The organism is Pseudomonas morbosilactucae (genome assembly GCF_023241715.1).
In the GTDB taxonomy this organism is placed as follows: Bacteria; Pseudomonadota; Gammaproteobacteria; order Pseudomonadales; family Pseudomonadaceae; genus Aquipseudomonas; species Aquipseudomonas morbosilactucae.
On record NZ_JALQCW010000007.1, the window covers coordinates 68,133 to 84,091 of the forward strand.

Consider the following 15,959-nt stretch of genomic DNA (forward strand, 5'->3'; position numbering starts at 1 on the left):
TTAATCCAGCCCTCTTAATGCTTTTGAAATATCTTGGACATTAGTCAGCTTCCCCGTCGCAACCTTATCCACAACATTCCAAATAATTTGTTTTGGCGGGCCATCCACGCCGTTTTTTATAATCAACTGCTCAACCACCTCAACGGCAGTCCGCTTGTTCCCATTATCAAACAGATGCCCGCCAGCAATATCCCTGACCATTGAGCCAGCCTTATTATAAAAACCATCATAATTGGCAGCATTTGCAATAGCCGTATCAACTTCTCTAAATGAAACCGAACCGCCAAACTGTGAATTTATAGCAGTGATGTCGTCTGCACTTAAGCCGACCTTGAAACCACCAAGACCTGTTCCACTTGGAAGGTTTGACGCTGAACTTAAGCCACTAGTAGCTAGATCATCTACCTTTCCGGCAGCGCCACCAGTTACTTTTGCACCACCCAACGCCAACGGCGAGCTCACGGACTGGCTATAGGAGCTTAGTTCTTTCGCTCCATTGGGGTAAACCACCTTCATCGTATCGTCGGACACCGTGACGACGCTGCCCTTGGGCAGTACTTTGCCGGTGGCCAAGGTGATTGCTTCACTGAGCTGGACCGTGGTGTTGGCCTGGATGACTTTGCTCTCGACCAGCTTCGCCCCGCCCACCAGCAGCAGTTCGCCGCTACCGGCTGCCACGGCCTTGGCACCGGCGGCGCCTGCGGCTCCAGCCCGGCCAACGGGGGTGAACTCGAGCATGGTCACGGGTTTCAGGTCCGGGATGACCGTGGACGTGGCCCGCTCGGTGAGGTCGTCGAAGCGCTGGCTGGAGCCGTTGAAGAGACTGATCTCGGAGTACTTGTTGAGCGCCGTCTTCGAGCCGTACTGGTTGCCGGTCAGGGCGATGTTGCCGCCGCCCATGGAGCCGAAGGAGCCATAGTCGGTCCTGCCGAACAATGAGCTGTCGGCCTTCTGCTCGGCCGTCGCCTGGAAGGCCAGCACCGGCTTGCCGTAGGCGGTGATGGCCGAGCCGTCGTTCCAGGTCAGCGGCGTCCCCTGCTGGGCCATCTGGGTGACCGCGGCCTGGGCCACCTGCATGTCCTGGGTGAAGTCGCTGGACAGCGGGTTACCACGGCTGGATTCATGGGCGAACTTGTTGGCCAGGGCCGCGTATTTATTCGCGGTGCTGTTATCCAGCTGGCTGTCGCTGGCAATCGTCAGCAGTTCTTCCCAGGTGAAGTCCTGGAAGCCCGGGCGGCCGCGCTCAGCGGTCAGCTGCGCGGCTTTTTCCTTGATCCGACGCACTTCCTCAGGGTGCAACTGACGGTTGTACGCCGTGGCGTTCTTGGCAATGTTCGCCCCGGTCTGCAGGTCGCCATCGACCACGCCCGCCGCCACCAGCCCGACCAGCTGCGAGGCCGCCAGCTGCAGTTTCGAGTCTTTCTTGACCAGGTCGGAGAGGCTGTTGCTCAGTGCCTCATTGGCCCCGGCTGCCGCAGCACCGACCGCGAATCCTTGGCCGGACGCTTCACTCAAGATGCCGCCCACCAAGGCGTGCAAGGCCACTTTCTGCGGGCTGCCATCGGCCCACTTCTGCTCCAGGGAGTAACCGCCCACCGCATTGAAGGCCACGCCTTGAAGGGCGTTCTGCAGTTCGTTGGTCAGCGAGCTGCCCAGGTTGTCGCCAAAGCTGCCGCCCTGGATGGCCGTCTGGGCGATGGCATGGGTGGCGCCCTGGGCCCCGGAATACAGGCCGAATTTGCCGATGTCGCCCCAGTCGGACAGGTTGAAGCCCTTGGTGACTTTATTGACGTTGTCGCCGGTCACGCCAAAGGCGCCGTCCAGCACGCCGGAGGTAAAGCCTGCCGTCACTGCGCCCGTGGCATAGCCCTTGAGCGCATCCTTGGTGGTGATGTCCTTGAAGGCGGCGCCGAGGTTGCCGCGGTTGTTAATCACGCTGACCGCGCCTTGGCTGGCCATGGAGGTCATGACGCTGGTGGCCATGACGTTGCCCCAACCCGCCGCTACCGTGGTGGTGGTCGTCACGCCGCCGACCGTGGCGGTGGTGGTGCTCGCGGCCGCCATCGCCGAGCCTTGAGCGGCACCGGTCGCAGCCAGGCTGCTGGCCGCACCGGCGGTGAGCACCGTAACCACGATGATGATCGCCAGGACCGCGCCCTGGCCCAGGCTCGAATGGCTGTACTTGAAGGAGTCGTGCACTTCCTTCACTTGCCGCCAATCCACGTCACCGCGCTGTTCGGCTTCCTTGACCCAGGCCAGTTGCGGGTTGCCCTTGACCATGGCGTCGATGGTCTGGCTGACCGTCTGCCGGTCCACTTGCTTGACGTCGATGGTCAGGCCATCCACGGCCTGGATCGCCATTTGCCCCTGGGCCACCAATTGGGTCTGGCGCAAGGTTTCGTCGGTCTTGCCCTTGCCCTTGGCACTGGTCCAGGCCAGGTCGCTCTTGCTGCGCTCATGGCTCTCTTGATGCAGGTCCTTGACCGCCTCGAAGGTAATGGCGCCGCCGCTGTCGATCAGCAGGTCCTTGCCGCTGTTGAGCGTGGCGACCTGGTACATCTGGTCGCCGGCGCTCTTGACGGTAAGGTTGCCGCCGGTGGTGATGGTCGAGCCCACGTAGCGCACGTCGGTGACTTCATCACGCCGGGTTTCCTTGCTGCCCCAACCGCCTTTTTTCTTCTTGTCGTAGAGGTGGTAGTCGCTGTTCTCGGCGGCCAGCATGCCCAGTTGCTTGCCGCCGTAGAGATAGGCTTCGCCGCCGCTTTTGAGCTGGCTGGCGATCAGCAACAGGTTGCCGCCGGCCACCGCCTTGAGGTTGCCGCCAGCCTCGATCTCGCTGCCTTGCTGGCGCACCACGCTGTCTTCGACGTCGAGCTTTTTGCCACCGCCTTTCTTGTGATATTCGCTGTGGCTTTCGTTGGCGGCGGAGGCAATGTTGAGGTTGCCGTCGATCGCCAGGCTGAGGTCGCCCCCGGCCTTGATCTTGCTCGCCACCACCGCCATATCGCCGCCGGCGCTGGCAATCAGGTTGCCACCCACCGTAACGTCGCTGCCGTATTGGGTGGTCTGGCTCTTGCTCCAGTGGGCTTTCTTGCGTTGCCCGGTGCTGCTGTCGAGACCTTCGGCAGCGATGATGTTCAGGTCGCGGCCGGCGCTGAGTTGGGCGTCGCCACCGGCGCTCAAGGTGCTGCCGACGCTTTGCAGGTCGCGCCCGGCGCTGACCAGCAACAGGTTGCCGGCTTCGACGCGGGCGCCTTTATCGACGAAGTCCACGCGCTGGGTGCCATTGGCATGGGCGGCGTCGTGGGTGGTGACGCTGCGCAGGTTGAGCACATCGCCCTGCTGGGCGACCAGGGTCACGTCCTGGCCCTTGAGAATGCCGCCCTGGGCGTTGCGGATGCTGTCGGTGGCCAGCAGCGACAGGCGCTGGTTGGCTTCCATCAGGCCGCTGTTGTCGATGTTCTCGGCGCCGATCAGCAAGCTGTTGCTGGCGCGCAGGGTGCCTTGGTTGCTCAGGCCGCTGCCCGCCATCAATTGCACATCGGTGCCTTGAATCAGCGCGCCGTTGGGGGCCAGGCGGTTGTTCGCCTGAGCCAGGTAGAGCACCGGCACCAAGACCTTCTGGCCCTGCACTTCCTGCTCCTGCATCCACACGATGTCGTGGGTCAGGGCCGCTACCTGGGCCGACGTTAGGGCCACGCCCGGCGCCAGGTCGAGGGCGTCCTTGCTGGCAATGGCGTTGTCCATCAGGTAGCGGAACATCGCCTCATCGCTGGTCAGGCCGGCCAGGAAGCGCTGGCCGGTACGAGCCAGCACCGCGTCGCGGATCAGCCGCTGCTCGTACAAGCCGTCGCCCAGGCGGCGCTGTGCCACATCGGTGTCGAGGCCCAGGCGGCTGAGCAGGTAGTCGGAGTTGAGGAAGTTGCCCAGGTTGGCGAACCGCGGGTCGCTCTCCACCAGGTACGGGTGGCCTGGGTCGCTGTTGACGTGGAACAGGCCGCCCGGGCCCTGGGGCAGGCTGAAGCCCGGCAGGCTCAGGGGATCGACCGGCTGTTGCGTGGTGTCCGCCGCCAGTTGCGGGTTGAGGGTCACCGGGGTGGCGATGGCGCTGCCGCCCACGCGGGTGTCGCCGACTTTGCTGCCTCCGGTGACAAACGCAAACGACGGCCGGATCACCCCTTGCTCGATCACCTGGGCATTGATCTGCACCTTGCCGCCGGCCTGGACCACTGCGTTGTAGGAGAGGTCCTGGCTCGGGGTGTACACCGGGGTGGCCAGCAGGTAGTTGTCCGAGGTGCTGGACTGGATGAACTGGCTGATTTCGGTGGCAATGTCGCCGGTGCCGCCCGGCCAGTTGCGGGCGTTGAAGCCCTCTACCCAACGGAAGATCGACCCCAGGGAACGAGAGCGATAGGAGTTGAGGAAACGCTGGGTGTTGTACTCGCCCAGGGTCGCGCCCTGGTTGTTGAAGGTCAGCGCGTCGATGGTCAAGTCGCCCGCCGACGACAGCAGGCTGTAGCGGTTTTCCACCTGGCCGCCGGTCAGGGTCATTTCCGCGCCGGAAATCAGCGAGGCCCGGGGGCTGGAGTTTTCAGCGTAAGTGCGGTCGATCTCTTCAAGGATGAAGTTGGCGTTGCGCTTGCCGCCGGAGCAGTCGTAGCAGCTGTCGTAGGTCATCCGGGCAGCGACTTTGCGGGTGACGATGTCCACGCTTTCCCGGGCGTTTTCCAAGGTCGCGGCGTTGATGCTCATGCCGCCGACGCTTTCCACGGTGCCGGAGAGGTTATGAAAGCCCTGGGCCTGGCTGCCGTTGAGGTCCCGGGCCATGTCCAGGCGGCCAAAGCTGTACAGGTCGCCACGCAGGTTGAGCAGGTTGTCGCTGAGCAACAGCATGTTGGCGCCACTGAACATCAGCCCGCCCTGGTTGACCAGGCTCGGCGCCTCGATGCGCAGGGATTGGCCCGCGCCGAGGGTGCCTTGGTTGTTCAGGCTGGCGACCTGCAACAGCATCTGGCCGGTGCTGATGATGCTGCCGCGGTTGATCAGGTGGGTGCCCAGGACGAAAGTGCCCTGGCCGCCGCTGCGCACATCGGCGCCCTCGCCCAGTTCGGCACTGGCCGCGCTGACGCTCATGTTGCCCAGGCTTTTGAGCCCGCCATTGCCTTGGTAGCTGCCGCTGAGGGTCAGCCGCAGATCGCCGTCGGTTTCCAGGCTGCCATGGTTGATCCAGTGGTCACCGCTGGCTTCCAGGCCGTCGATGGAGATCAGCTTGCCGCTGGCGCTCTGGGTGAAGGTGCCGACCTTGAGGCCGATTTTCTGGGCCTGGATCACGCTGGTGTTGGTCCAGTCGGCCAGGTCCAGGTCAAGCCGGCTGTTGGTGATAAAGCTGCCACCGGCATTGCCGGTGTCGGCCAGGGACAGCGCAAAGCCTTCGCGCCCCAGGTGGCGCACGGTGCCTTGCTGGTTACTCAGGCCGACGCTGTTCAGGCTCAAGCGGGCGTTGCCGATTTCCACCAGGCCCTGGCTGTTGTCGAACAGCCCACCAATGGCGAAGCGGCTGGTGCCTTGGGTGCCCAGGGCCCGCAGTTGGCCATTGGCGTTGCGCAGGGCTCCGGCGTCCACATTCAAGGTCGAGCCGGATTCAATCAGGCCGTTGCTGTTGTCCAGCGAGCCCACCAGCAGCAGGCTGACCAGTTTGGCGCCGAGGCTGCCGCCATTGCTCAGGCTGTGGGCGTCCACGGTGACGCTGTTACGGGCCTGAATGAGGCCGCGGCCGTTGGCCAGGTCGCCCCCCTTGAGCAGCAGATCACCGCTGCCCAACAACTGGCCCTGGTCGTTGTTCAGGCTCTGGGCCAGCACGTCGAGCAGGCCGCCCTGGGCACTGATCATGCCCTGCTGGTTGTGCAATTCGGCGGCGCTCAGGGTCAGCAGCCCGGCGCCGGTCAGCAGTTGGCCGCCCCGGTTGTCCAGGGCCCCGGCCACCGTGGCCCGCAGTTCGCCGCGGGTGGCCTGGAGCGTGCCCTGGCGGTTGTCCAGTTGTTGCAAATCGGCACTCAAGCGGCCCTGGCTATTGATCAGGCCCTGGTTGCTCAAGCTGCCGCCTTCAAGGTGCAGATGGCTGTTGCCGTCGAGGCCACCCTCGGCGTCGAGCCCCGCATTGACCTGCCCCTGGTTGACGATCTGCGACCCTTGCAGATGCACATCGCCGCCGCGGCCAGTTGCTTGTTCACCGTCACCTGATTGCGCGCCACCACCTTGGCTTTCTTGGCGGCGTAAACAGTGTCGTTGAGGGCGACGTCCTGGGCCAGCAGCTTGACGTCGCCAGCCGCCGAGGCCCGAGCCATGCTCAGTTTGCCGTTGACGTCGATCTGCAGGTCGCCGCCGCTGGCGGCCATGTCGCCGGCCAGCTTCACGCCCACGCCGGACTCGGTACCCACCAGTTTGATGGCTCCGGCGTACATGCCGCCCAGGGCCGAAGAGTCAATGGCCAGTTGCGGGGCCTGGCTACCGTCCGGGGCCTTGGCGGTGGCGGCCAGGGTCTTGGCGTCCACCTCGTTGCGCCCGGTGACGATGGTCAGGTCCTTGGCATGCAACTCAGCGTTGATCTGCGCGCTGCGGGTGATGATCTCGAAGCTGCCGACATTGCTCGCATTGAGGCCACGGCCTTCGATGGTCACTGCGCCGCCGTCGACGTCGTAGCTTTTCAGCTGGCCCTTGGTGTCGATCACCGGCCGCCCAGTGGTCAGGGTGGCCTTGGGCGTGTTGATAAAGCCGCAGCCGTCGCACGTGATGCCGTGGGGGTTGGAGACGATCACATGGGCCGATTTGCCGGCCACCTCGGTGTAGCCCTTGAGCTGGCTGGGGCTGCCGCCGTTGACCTCGTTGAGGATGACCTTGGCCGCCTTGCCCTGCAGGTTGCCGTTGCCGGTGATGTAGCCGCCAAGCTGGGTTTTCTGCACCTTGCTGGTGCTGTTGTTGAGGATGACCCCCTGCTGGCCGACGTTGTAGTCGCTGAACTTGTTGTGGGACAGGCCCGTGGCGTTGGGCTTGGCGATGTTGATCACCGGTACGCCGTTGCCCGCCTGGCCGACGCTGGTGGCGCTGCCGTTGACCACGATGCCGTCCGCCATCGCCCACAGCGGTTGCCAGAACATGACGTTGGCCAGCAAAAACGCCAGCCCGCGCTTGGGCAAACCCCAGAACGAGCGGCGCGGTTGCAGGGTCGCGGAGGGCTGGCGAGCCAGGAAGGCAAGTTGGCGAACATCCATGTCGAGGGCCTCGAAAGAGCGAAAGTTAGAGGAACAGGTCCAGGCGGAAGTAGATCGGCGCTTCGCGCTCGCTCAGGGCATCTGGCCGCTCGAGGGAGTGGGCGAAGGTCACGCTGGCCGCCACATTGGGGCCGCTGGCGAACAGTTCCAGGGAGTTGCTCGACACCCGGCCGTGCTGTTCTTCGTTGTAACGGTCGTTGCGGATCGCCCCCAGGTCATAGCCCAGGCCCGTGCCGTACTGGTTGAACACTGGGCGCAGCCAGTCCCAGGTCACTGGGCGGCTCCAGCGCAGGTCGTTGCGCCAGTAGTAGCCGCTGTCGCCGGACAGGGTCTGGTCCTTGTAGCCGCGGATCGAGGCCTGCCCGCCCAGGCTCATGCGCTGGTTGCTGAACAGCACATCTTCACTGCGCTGGCCGGTCACCAGGCTGCTGAACACCAGGGACTCCCCCGCCACCGTGAACGGCTGCAGGTAGCTGGCGGTGGCGCTGTACTTGCGATAGCGAGCCTTGGGCGTGAGGTTGCCGGAGGGGTCGCGCTGCTGGTTTTCGGCCTGGGCATCAAAGGCGCCAATGCCGTTCTGCATGCCCAGGTCGAGGTTGACGAAGGCGCTGCCGATCCGTCGGCCATGGTTGATGCCGAATTGGGCTTCGCTCAGGCGGTTGCTGCTGTCGAGCTTGATGTCTTCGAAGTAGTTGTTGGTGCGCAGGTAGCTGGTGCCGACGCTCAGGGAGGTCTTGCTCACCGCATCGCGGTGGATCACCCGCTCGGCGCGCAGTTGGTGCAGCTGGCTGTCGCCGCTCTGCTTGAAACTCAAGCCATCGAACGCCAGCGGGTAGCGGTATTCGTTCTGGTTGAAGCTGTAGCTGAAATTCCACCAGCCCACCGGCAGGTTGTAATAAAGCATCGAGCTGCGGGAGGTTTTCTGGTGATCGCTGACCGCGTCGTGGCTGCCGCGCAGCACCAGCATGTCCGCCAGGCCCAGGGGGCTGTCCCACTCCAGGGAGGCGCCCCACTGCTGCTCGCCGGTGGCCTTCTGGCCGTCGTTGCTGCGCGACAGCCCGGCGCGCCATGGCTTGTCCGGGGTGTTCCTGACCAGCACTTCACTGCCCCCCACGGCCTGGCCCGGGGTCAGCTCCATTTGCGCACGGTTGGAGGGCAGACGGTTGAGCTGGTCCACCAGTTGTTCGATTTCCCGCAGGTTGAGCAGGCTCCCGGGCGTGCCGGGGAACGCCATGTTCAGCTCACGCGCCGAAAGCCCGCTGCCCTCGGCGCCCTTGAGGCCTTCGAGGGTGCCTTCGACCACCAGCACCTGCAGGTGGCCGCTGCTCAGGTCCTGCTGCGGCAGGTAGGCGCGGCTGGTGACTAGGCCCTTGGCGAGGTAGTGATCGGTGACGGCCTTGAGCAGTTGGTTGAGCTGGGGTACCCCCAGGCACTGGTGACTGTAGGGTTTGACCAAGGCCTCGCGCTCAGCGGCGGACAGCGAGTCGGCACCCTTGAGTTCGATGTCGGTAATGGGGAAGCAACGCACATCCACCGGCGCAGCAGGCGTGGCCGGCGTGGCACTGTTACCCGGCAGCTCCTTGAGCTCTTCAAGGCGCCGACGCTGCTCTTCGAGCAGGCGATTCTGTCGGTCGCGGATCAGGTCCTGGTCACCTGGATTGGGTGTAGCGGCGAACGCCGGGCTGAACAGGCCGAGGCCCAACAGGCTGCACAACACAGGGGCAAAAAACCGCTTGCCTTGGATAAGTAAATCCATGTTCGATCCTTCGAAACAGCAGATGATGGCAACTAATGGCGAATGATCTTAATTAGCCATTGAATTGATATCACCCAACTATCAACCACACTTCAAGAAACCCCAGAGTTCGCACTAGGCTGTTTCTGGCGAGGAGGCAAGTTCGACTGGCAACCTTTAATAAAATTCCTGGAGGGGATGACGCTTTATCCGAAAAGTGGACTCAAGTCACATTTATCAACAATCAAACGCACTTAAAAAACAGCGTTCAAGCAAACAGAAAGCCCAGTATTCACTGGGCCAAAGGGTTAAAAACAAGAAGCTAAGCGCTCGTTGACGGCACTTGACTTGAACACTGCTTAATCGTTAGCAGCCAGTAATACCCGTTAACCAACACCCGATATAACTGTCTTTGATAGCGCAATAAAACCGACAAGCGGTACAACTTTCATACAGGCTCATCGCCACTAACTAGGGACTGACCAAAGACACAACACCCACTTCCTCCACTCAACTTCCGGGGGCCAGATGCCGGGTGGCCGACTGCGCAACAGGCCAGCGTTCTTCCGGGCGCATGCGCATCAGCAGCGGCGTACTGACATGGGTGATTCCACCTTCATCATCGTTGTGCACGATCAGGGTGCCCAGGCGGCGCATGCGCGAAAAATTGTCCGCGCTGAGGCTGAAGCTCTCACTCAGGCGTCGGTCATCCACCACCGGGGCGGGCTGGCGGGGCGGGTAGCTGCGCGCCTTGAACTGCCGATACCGGGCCCAGCCGATCAGCACTGCAGCGTTGAACACCGCCACCCAAAAGTAGATTTGCAGGGTGGTCAGGGCGTTCAGCAGGCCAATCTCCAGGCGCGGCCCGCCGTGGCTTTGCAGCAGAGGCCACAAGCCCCGTGCCAGCAAGTACAGCAAGCCGATCCAGGCCAGCAGGGTCAGGGCCGTGTCCACCCACAGCAGGACCGGGCGTTGTCGGGTTCTGATGATTCTCATCCGTTGATCTCCTCAGGCTCATCCAGGGGTTTGATGCCGCGATCCGGGCTGACCCAGCGCGCGCGTTTCTGATGCTGGCCGAACAGCACCTTGGGAAAGCTGACCAGGGTGGTGAACAGGCTCACCAGCCAGAACACCAGGGGGTACCAGACCACCCAGAACAGGGTTTTCCACAAATCTTTTTCATAGCGCCGGTCAATCAGCAGGCTGATGGCGAACTGCAGCAGGCAGACCATCGCCAGCACCAGCCCGGTAAAGGCCGGTGGCAGGATGTGCTGCACCGCGATGGCCTCGGGCATGACGATGAATTTGCCCAGGGCCCAGAACAGGATCGACAGCAGGAAAGTGAATGCCCAGCCGGTGGACAGGCAGTAATCGAAGAGCAGCACCCACAGGTAGCGGTGACGCCATTGCCAGATGCCGCGAATGTTCTTGAGCAGCACTTCGGCGCCGCCCTGGGCCCAGCGCAGACGCTGCTTCCACAGGCCGCGCAGGGTTTCCGGCATCAAGATCCAGCACAGCGCCCGGGGCTCGTAGAAAATGCTCCAGTGGTCCAGTTGCAGCTTCCAACTGATGTCGATGTCTTCGGTGATCATGTCCGGGCTCCAGTAGCCCACCCGGTGCAGGGCCGAACGGCGGAAGGCGACCACCACCCCAGACACCGTGAAAACCTTGCCGAATACGCGCTGGGTGCGCTTGATCAGGCCGATGATCGAGGAAAACTCGCCGACCTGGACCCGCCCCACCAGGGTTGAACGCGTGCGAATCCGTGGGTTGCCGGTCACCGCACCGAGGCGGCTGTTGTGCAGCATCGGCGCCACCAGGTAGGCCGCGGTGTTTGGCGCCAGCAGCGCATCGCCGTCGATGCACACCAAGTACTCACTGCGCGCCGCCACCGCGCCCATACGCAGGGCCACGGCCTTGCCCTGGTTCTCTGCCAGGTGCACCACCCGCAGGCGCGGGTCTTCTGCGGCCAGGGCATCGAGGACCTCGCCGGTGTTGTCCTTGGAGCCGTCGTTGATGGCGATGACTTCAATGTTCGGGTACTGCTGAGCCAAGGCCGCGTGCAGGGTGTCGGCCGCGTTGTCGCCCTCGTTGTAGCAGGGCACCAGGATGCTGATCAGCGGCTCACCGACCAGGGCCGGCGGCAGGGTGTCGGCGTGCCAGGGCCAGTGGCGCTCCCAGTGCAGCCAGAAGTACAGGCCGCCGGCGATCCACAAGCCAGACATGAACAGCGGGTAGAAGAACACGAAGTCCATCAGGAACTGGCCGGTGGCCAGGAAGATCAGGCCCAGAGGCACACCCAGGACAAGCGCCAGCACGCACAGGGCTAACAGTCGATCCATCATGATTCAAGGGTTCCATTTATTGGAGAGGGCGGGCCGCAGGGTTTCCAGGTTCGGCGAGGCGTCGAGAAAGTTGTCCGGGTAGTAGCCCAGGTGCACGGCGCCCTGGCGCTTGAGCCGGCCCAGCCAGTCGGCCAGTTGCGCGGCCGGCAGGTCCACCGCCGGCCGTGGCCGCCAGTCACGGGCCTGGAGTTCGAACACCGTGCGCTTGAGGGCCCCGGGTCGCGCCTTGATGCGCTGCACCAGGGCCTCCAGCCAGGGGCCGGATTGCTCCAGGCTCTGGCCTTCCATCAAGGGCATGGCCATGGGCGCGGTCCAGTCGTAGCTGGCGAGAAAATCGTCGAGGTTCTGGGCAAACCAGGTTTCGCTTTCGGGGTTGAGAATCGGCTCGGCGAACAGGTTGCGTGCGGTGCGTACCTGGGGCCCGCGAATGGCCCGGACCTGGGCCGTCAACTCGTCGGTGAAGGCGATCAGGTAGCGGCTCTTGAAGCGGGTCCAGCGTTGCAGGGTGGCCGGGTCGCCGCGCAAGGCGGCCAGGGAGTCCGGCAGGCCATTGGCAGCGTAGCTGCGCAGGGCACCGGGGCTGGCGTCTTCGAAATCCGAGAGCAGCGCATCGTCGTGATAGAGGATGCCGTCCACCGAAGTCAGCCGCGCCAGGTCCTGGTAGATCTCACCAATAAGGCGCCGCACCTCGGGGTCGAACGGCGACAGGCGCGGGTATTGATCGGGGTCCACAGCGCTGCGGCCAGTGGCCGGATCCCAGCGAGTAACCCGGGGCAACGCCCCATCCAGGGCGAAGCTGAGCACCGGCATCCAGGCATAGACCTTGACGTTGGCCCGGGTACGCAACTGCCAGGCGACCCGATCGAACAGGTCGGCGCGCATCGGCAAATGGCGGTTGGGGAAATACAACTCACGCGTCAGGCCGTCGCCCAGGGGGTCGGCGAAGGCTTGCAGGAACACCGTATTGACCCCCAGGTCAGCCATGCGCTGTACCAGCTTGCCCAGGTTGATTTCCTGCTGGGCCGGGTCCGGGTCGTAGACGTTGTCCAGGTCGACGTGGGCCACCCGCAACGGCCCCTGACTTTGCACACCGACAATGCTGTTGGCGAAGCGCTGGCCGTCCGGGTCCGAGGCCACCAGGAAGCGCGGGCTGCTCATCAGGTTTTCCAGGGTGTCGAGCCCGTCGTCGAGGGTCAGGGCCATCTGATAGCCCTGCTCGCCAACCACCCGCAGCGCGGTGCCGTCGGCGGCGCCATAGGGCCAGACCCAGACGCGGGGGGCGCGGCCGGTGGCGACGCGGATTTTTTCCGAGATGCGCGCCACATCGCTGCGCAGCCGGGCCTGGAACTCGGCCTCGCTTTCATAGCGCCCGCTTTGGGGGTTATAGCGTCGGGTAGCGGCCGCCGGTTGCAGGTTGCCTTGGGGATTGGCCAGCACGCCCTGGTGGCTGGCGTCGGTGTGGGCAGCGATTTCCACCAGACCGGAAGCGGCCACCTCGCGCACCTGCGCCCACGTCAGGAACTGCTCGCGGGGGCGCCGCTCGCCGGCAAAGTCCACCGCCTGCCCGGCCGGGGTATCGACCCAGGCGCCGACGGGCGCCAGCAGCGCCGGCCACTGGTAGCTGCGCAGCAGTGGCATGACCCGGGTGTAAAAGCTCGCGTAACCGTCGTCGAAACTCAGCAGCACGGCCTTGGCCGGCAGTTCCGGGCCACCCTGGCGGGCGCGGAGGATCTGGTCCACCGACACCGCCTGGTAGCCGTTCTCCCGCAGCCAGGCCAGTTGCTGGATCAGCCGCTCGGTGCGCACCGCCACCACCGCCTGGTCCGGGTCGCGGTCCTCGACGTCGTGGTAGGCAATGCCCAGCACCTGGTTTTTCGGCCAGGGCGCTTCACTGTCGGGCAACGGGCGCTGGGCCGGCGGCACGAAGTCCGCGGCGGGCTGGGCGCAGGCACTGAGGACCAGGGCGCCCAGCAGCAGGAGGCAACGGGTGATCGAAGGCATCGGCAGACTCTTCTTAGAAACGGTAGGTAAGGTCGAGGGCCAGGCGCAGGTCGGTTTCCCGGTCGCCGTCGTAGGGCCGGTTGAGCAGGCTGAGGACGGCGCCGGCTTCAAACACGTCGTTCCACAGCAGGCGCTGGCCGTAACTGAGCAGCCCCACCGCGCCGGTGCCGTAGTCGCGCTGGCTGTAGGTCCCGGCACCCACCTGGAATTGCTGGCTCCAGGCGGTTTCGTAGTGCTGGTACAGCAGGTGGTTGATGCTCACCGTGGGCAGCACGCTGAAGTCCGAGCGCGGGTTGAAGTACGGCGTGTTGTCGAGGCTGTTGCGGCTGGCGGCGACTTCCAGGCCCAGGTCCACCTGCACCGACGGCGAGCGGTAGACGCCTTCGCGGCCACTGAGCAAGGCTTCCAGGCGGCGGTTGCCATCGCTGAAGCGGGACGGGCTGAGGGCCAGCTTCCACTCACGGGCTTCATGGGCCCGCCAGCGGACAAAGCCGCTGCCGCCGTTGGCGGTGATGTCACTGTTGAGGGCCCGCAACGGGGTGTTGGCCGAAAGGTGCTCAAGGCTCGCACCGTATTGCCAGTGGTCGTCGATGTCTCGGGCCAGGGACAACCGGGCGCCAAGCTTGTCGGCCACCCCGTAGGCATGACGGGAAACTTCTGCCTCCAGGGTCATGTCGCGGCTGCGATGCTCCACCCCCAGGCGCTGCCAGCGGTGATGGCCGGTGCCTTCGGCAAAATCGCCAGTGGCGTAGCCAGCACCGCCAAACAGACGCCAGTCTTCAGCGATGGGCGGGCTGTAGAGCAGGGCTTCGATCCCCAGGTCGCGGCTGCCGGAAACTGCACCCGCCCCCCCCTCACTGCCGCCGAAGCTCTTGCCGGTGTCGGTGGTCAGCCGCAACTCGGCCATGTCGTGCACCTGGCGCTGACGGGCCAGACGCTGCACCTGGCGATTGTCGGGGTGGCGCGCCAACACATCGTCAGTCAGGGCATCGAGCTGTCGCCATTCCTGCAGGTCCTGGGCGGTGTGGGCCTGGGCCACTTCCAGGCCGATGTCGCGGGGGGCGAGGCTTTCACTTTCCTTGAGCAGGTTTTCACTGCGCCGTGGCCAGTCCCGGGCCAGGTACAGGTCGGCTTGGGCCAGGCGCAGGCCGAGGTTGCCCGGGGCCTTGTTCACCAGGCTTTCCAGGCGCTGCTGGCTGCCCGACAGATCGGCCCCGTAGACACCGGCCTGGGCCGCCAGCAGTTGGCTGTCCATCCATTCGTCGTTGGGGTTGCCAACCGCCAGACCCTTGAGTTCGACCCGTGGGTTCTGGCTCTGGGCCAAGGTGTTGGCCACCTGCAGCGCCTCCTCCGGCTGCTGGTTTTCCAGCAGCGCGTAATACAGCGCCGTGCTGTCCTCGACCCGGTCGCTTGGGTCGGCATCGGCGGCAGCCAGTACCTGGCGATACAGCTTGGCTGCGACGTCTGGCTGGCGCTGGTCGAGGTAGGCCGACGCCACCCAGCGCAGGGCATAGGTCGGCAGGCTGACACCCGCCGTGCGCAGCGCCTGGTACTGGCTGATGACCTCGGCGCTGCGCGCCCGGGCCTTGAGGGCGCCGAGGCGATCGATGCGCCAGCGAACGCACTCAGCGGTGGCGCTGGGGTCGTCGCCCCAACGGGCCAGCAAACGGTCGTAGTCGGCCAGGGCACGGTCGGCGATCACGTAACGCTCCCGTTCGCTGCGCGTCGGCAATTCCGCCAGGCGCACGCGTTCGGCGGCCAGGTCGCCTTCCAGGCGCCCCACGGCCAGCGGCTCGATCAGCCCCGGGCGTTGCCGGGCCAGACGCAGGGCCGGCTCCGGCAGACGTGCCCGCTGCAAGGCGAACAGGTATTCCCGAGCCACTTCGGCGCGCTGGCCGGCGCGGACAAACCCTTGGTCGAACTCGAACAGCGCGTCGTAGGTCGCCCCGGCACGGGTCAAGGCATAGCCCAGGGCCAGCCGGCGCGAAGGATCGTCGGGTTGCGCCGCCACCAGGGCCCGAGCCCGGGCCACCGCTTCGGCGGGCTGGCCGGCATCGGCCTGGGTCAGTGCCAGGCCCAGTTGCAGATCGGCGTTGCCAGGCGCCTGGGCCAGGGCTTGGCGATACAGGCGGCTGGCGTCGTCCCAGCGCTTGAGGTTGCGATAGGCCCGGGCGGTGGCGCTCAGGGCCTGGACCGGCAACGGCCGTTGGCGAGCCTGGGTTTCATAGACCGCGACCACTTCGGCATCAAGGCCGGCCCAAGCAGCAATTTGCAGGTGGTCGCTGACCAGGCCGTTGCTCAGTTTCGCGTCCGGCACTTGCCGCAGGTAATTCAGAGCCGGCCCTGTAGTCCCCGAGCGGGCTTGATGAATCAGTGCGTCGTAGGTCGCGTCGGCCAGGGCCAGGGTGGACCAGAGCAGCGGGCCGCATAAGGCCAGACGGACCAGAGGTCGCAACCCAAAGCGGCGAACGGGGTGGGCAATTCTCGGCATCGCGTCAGCATCCTTACGTGGCTAGCCGGGGTCATGCAGTCCGGCACGGCAGTACGACGCGGATTCTTCCACGCAAGGAGGGGCAGACGAGGGGAATGCAATATTTCTTCAGATTCGCG

At 64.8% G+C, this 15,959-nt stretch carries 6 protein-coding genes and 1 pseudogene; all 7 read right to left on the reverse strand.

Going from position 1 to position 15,959, the window contains the following annotated elements; all coding sequences use genetic code 11:
• Entirely contained in the window at positions 1 to 6,201 is a 6,201-nt protein-coding gene (locus M1B34_RS04355; protein ID WP_268264527.1) for a DUF637 domain-containing protein, read from the reverse strand.
• Positions 6,202 to 6,346: 145 nt separating this feature from the next.
• Positions 6,347 to 7,268 (reverse strand): annotated as a pseudogene (locus M1B34_RS04360) (filamentous hemagglutinin N-terminal domain-containing protein); the annotation flags it as partial.
• A gap of 25 nt (positions 7,269 to 7,293) precedes the next feature.
• Complete coding sequence (locus tag M1B34_RS04365; RefSeq protein WP_268264529.1) at positions 7,294 to 9,024, reverse strand: ShlB/FhaC/HecB family hemolysin secretion/activation protein; 1,731 nt, start codon at positions 9,022 to 9,024, stop codon at positions 7,294 to 7,296.
• A gap of 489 nt (positions 9,025 to 9,513) precedes the next feature.
• Positions 9,514 to 9,999: a poly-beta-1,6-N-acetyl-D-glucosamine biosynthesis protein PgaD gene (gene pgaD, locus M1B34_RS04370; RefSeq protein ID WP_123328859.1), complete on the reverse strand. Its 486-nt coding sequence runs from the start codon at positions 9,997 to 9,999 to the stop codon at positions 9,514 to 9,516.
• The gene (gene pgaC, locus M1B34_RS04375) at positions 9,996 to 11,348 is read right to left on the reverse strand and encodes a poly-beta-1,6-N-acetyl-D-glucosamine synthase (protein ID WP_268261822.1); all 1,353 of its coding nucleotides are present in this window, start codon (positions 11,346 to 11,348) and stop codon (positions 9,996 to 9,998) included. The genes pgaD and pgaC overlap by 4 nt, the downstream gene beginning before the upstream one ends.
• 3 nt (positions 11,349 to 11,351) lie before the next feature.
• Positions 11,352 to 13,349: a poly-beta-1,6-N-acetyl-D-glucosamine N-deacetylase PgaB gene (pgaB, locus tag M1B34_RS04380; RefSeq protein ID WP_268264530.1), complete on the reverse strand. Its 1,998-nt coding sequence runs from the start codon at positions 13,347 to 13,349 to the stop codon at positions 11,352 to 11,354.
• 13 nt (positions 13,350 to 13,362) lie between these two features.
• Positions 13,363 to 15,840 (reverse strand): poly-beta-1,6 N-acetyl-D-glucosamine export porin PgaA, encoded by a 2,478-nt coding sequence (gene pgaA, locus M1B34_RS04385; RefSeq protein ID WP_268264531.1) that lies wholly within the window; start codon positions 15,838 to 15,840, stop codon positions 13,363 to 13,365.
• Between the last annotated feature and the right edge of the window lie 119 nt (positions 15,841 to 15,959).

Excerpts from the sequence above, each read along its gene's own strand:
- M1B34_RS04365 (WP_268264529.1), bottom strand. The coding sequence starts at position 9,024 with ATGGATTTACTTATCCAAGGCAAGCGGTTTTTTGCCCCTGTGTTGTGC.
- pgaD (WP_123328859.1), bottom strand. The coding sequence starts at position 9,999 with ATGAGAATCATCAGAACCCGACAACGCCCGGTCCTGCTGTGGGTGGAC.
- pgaC (WP_268261822.1), bottom strand. The coding sequence starts at position 11,348 with ATGATGGATCGACTGTTAGCCCTGTGCGTGCTGGCGCTTGTCCTGGGT.
- pgaB (WP_268264530.1), bottom strand. The coding sequence starts at position 13,349 with ATGCCTTCGATCACCCGTTGCCTCCTGCTGCTGGGCGCCCTGGTCCTC.
- pgaA (WP_268264531.1), bottom strand. The coding sequence starts at position 15,840 with ATGCCGAGAATTGCCCACCCCGTTCGCCGCTTTGGGTTGCGACCTCTG.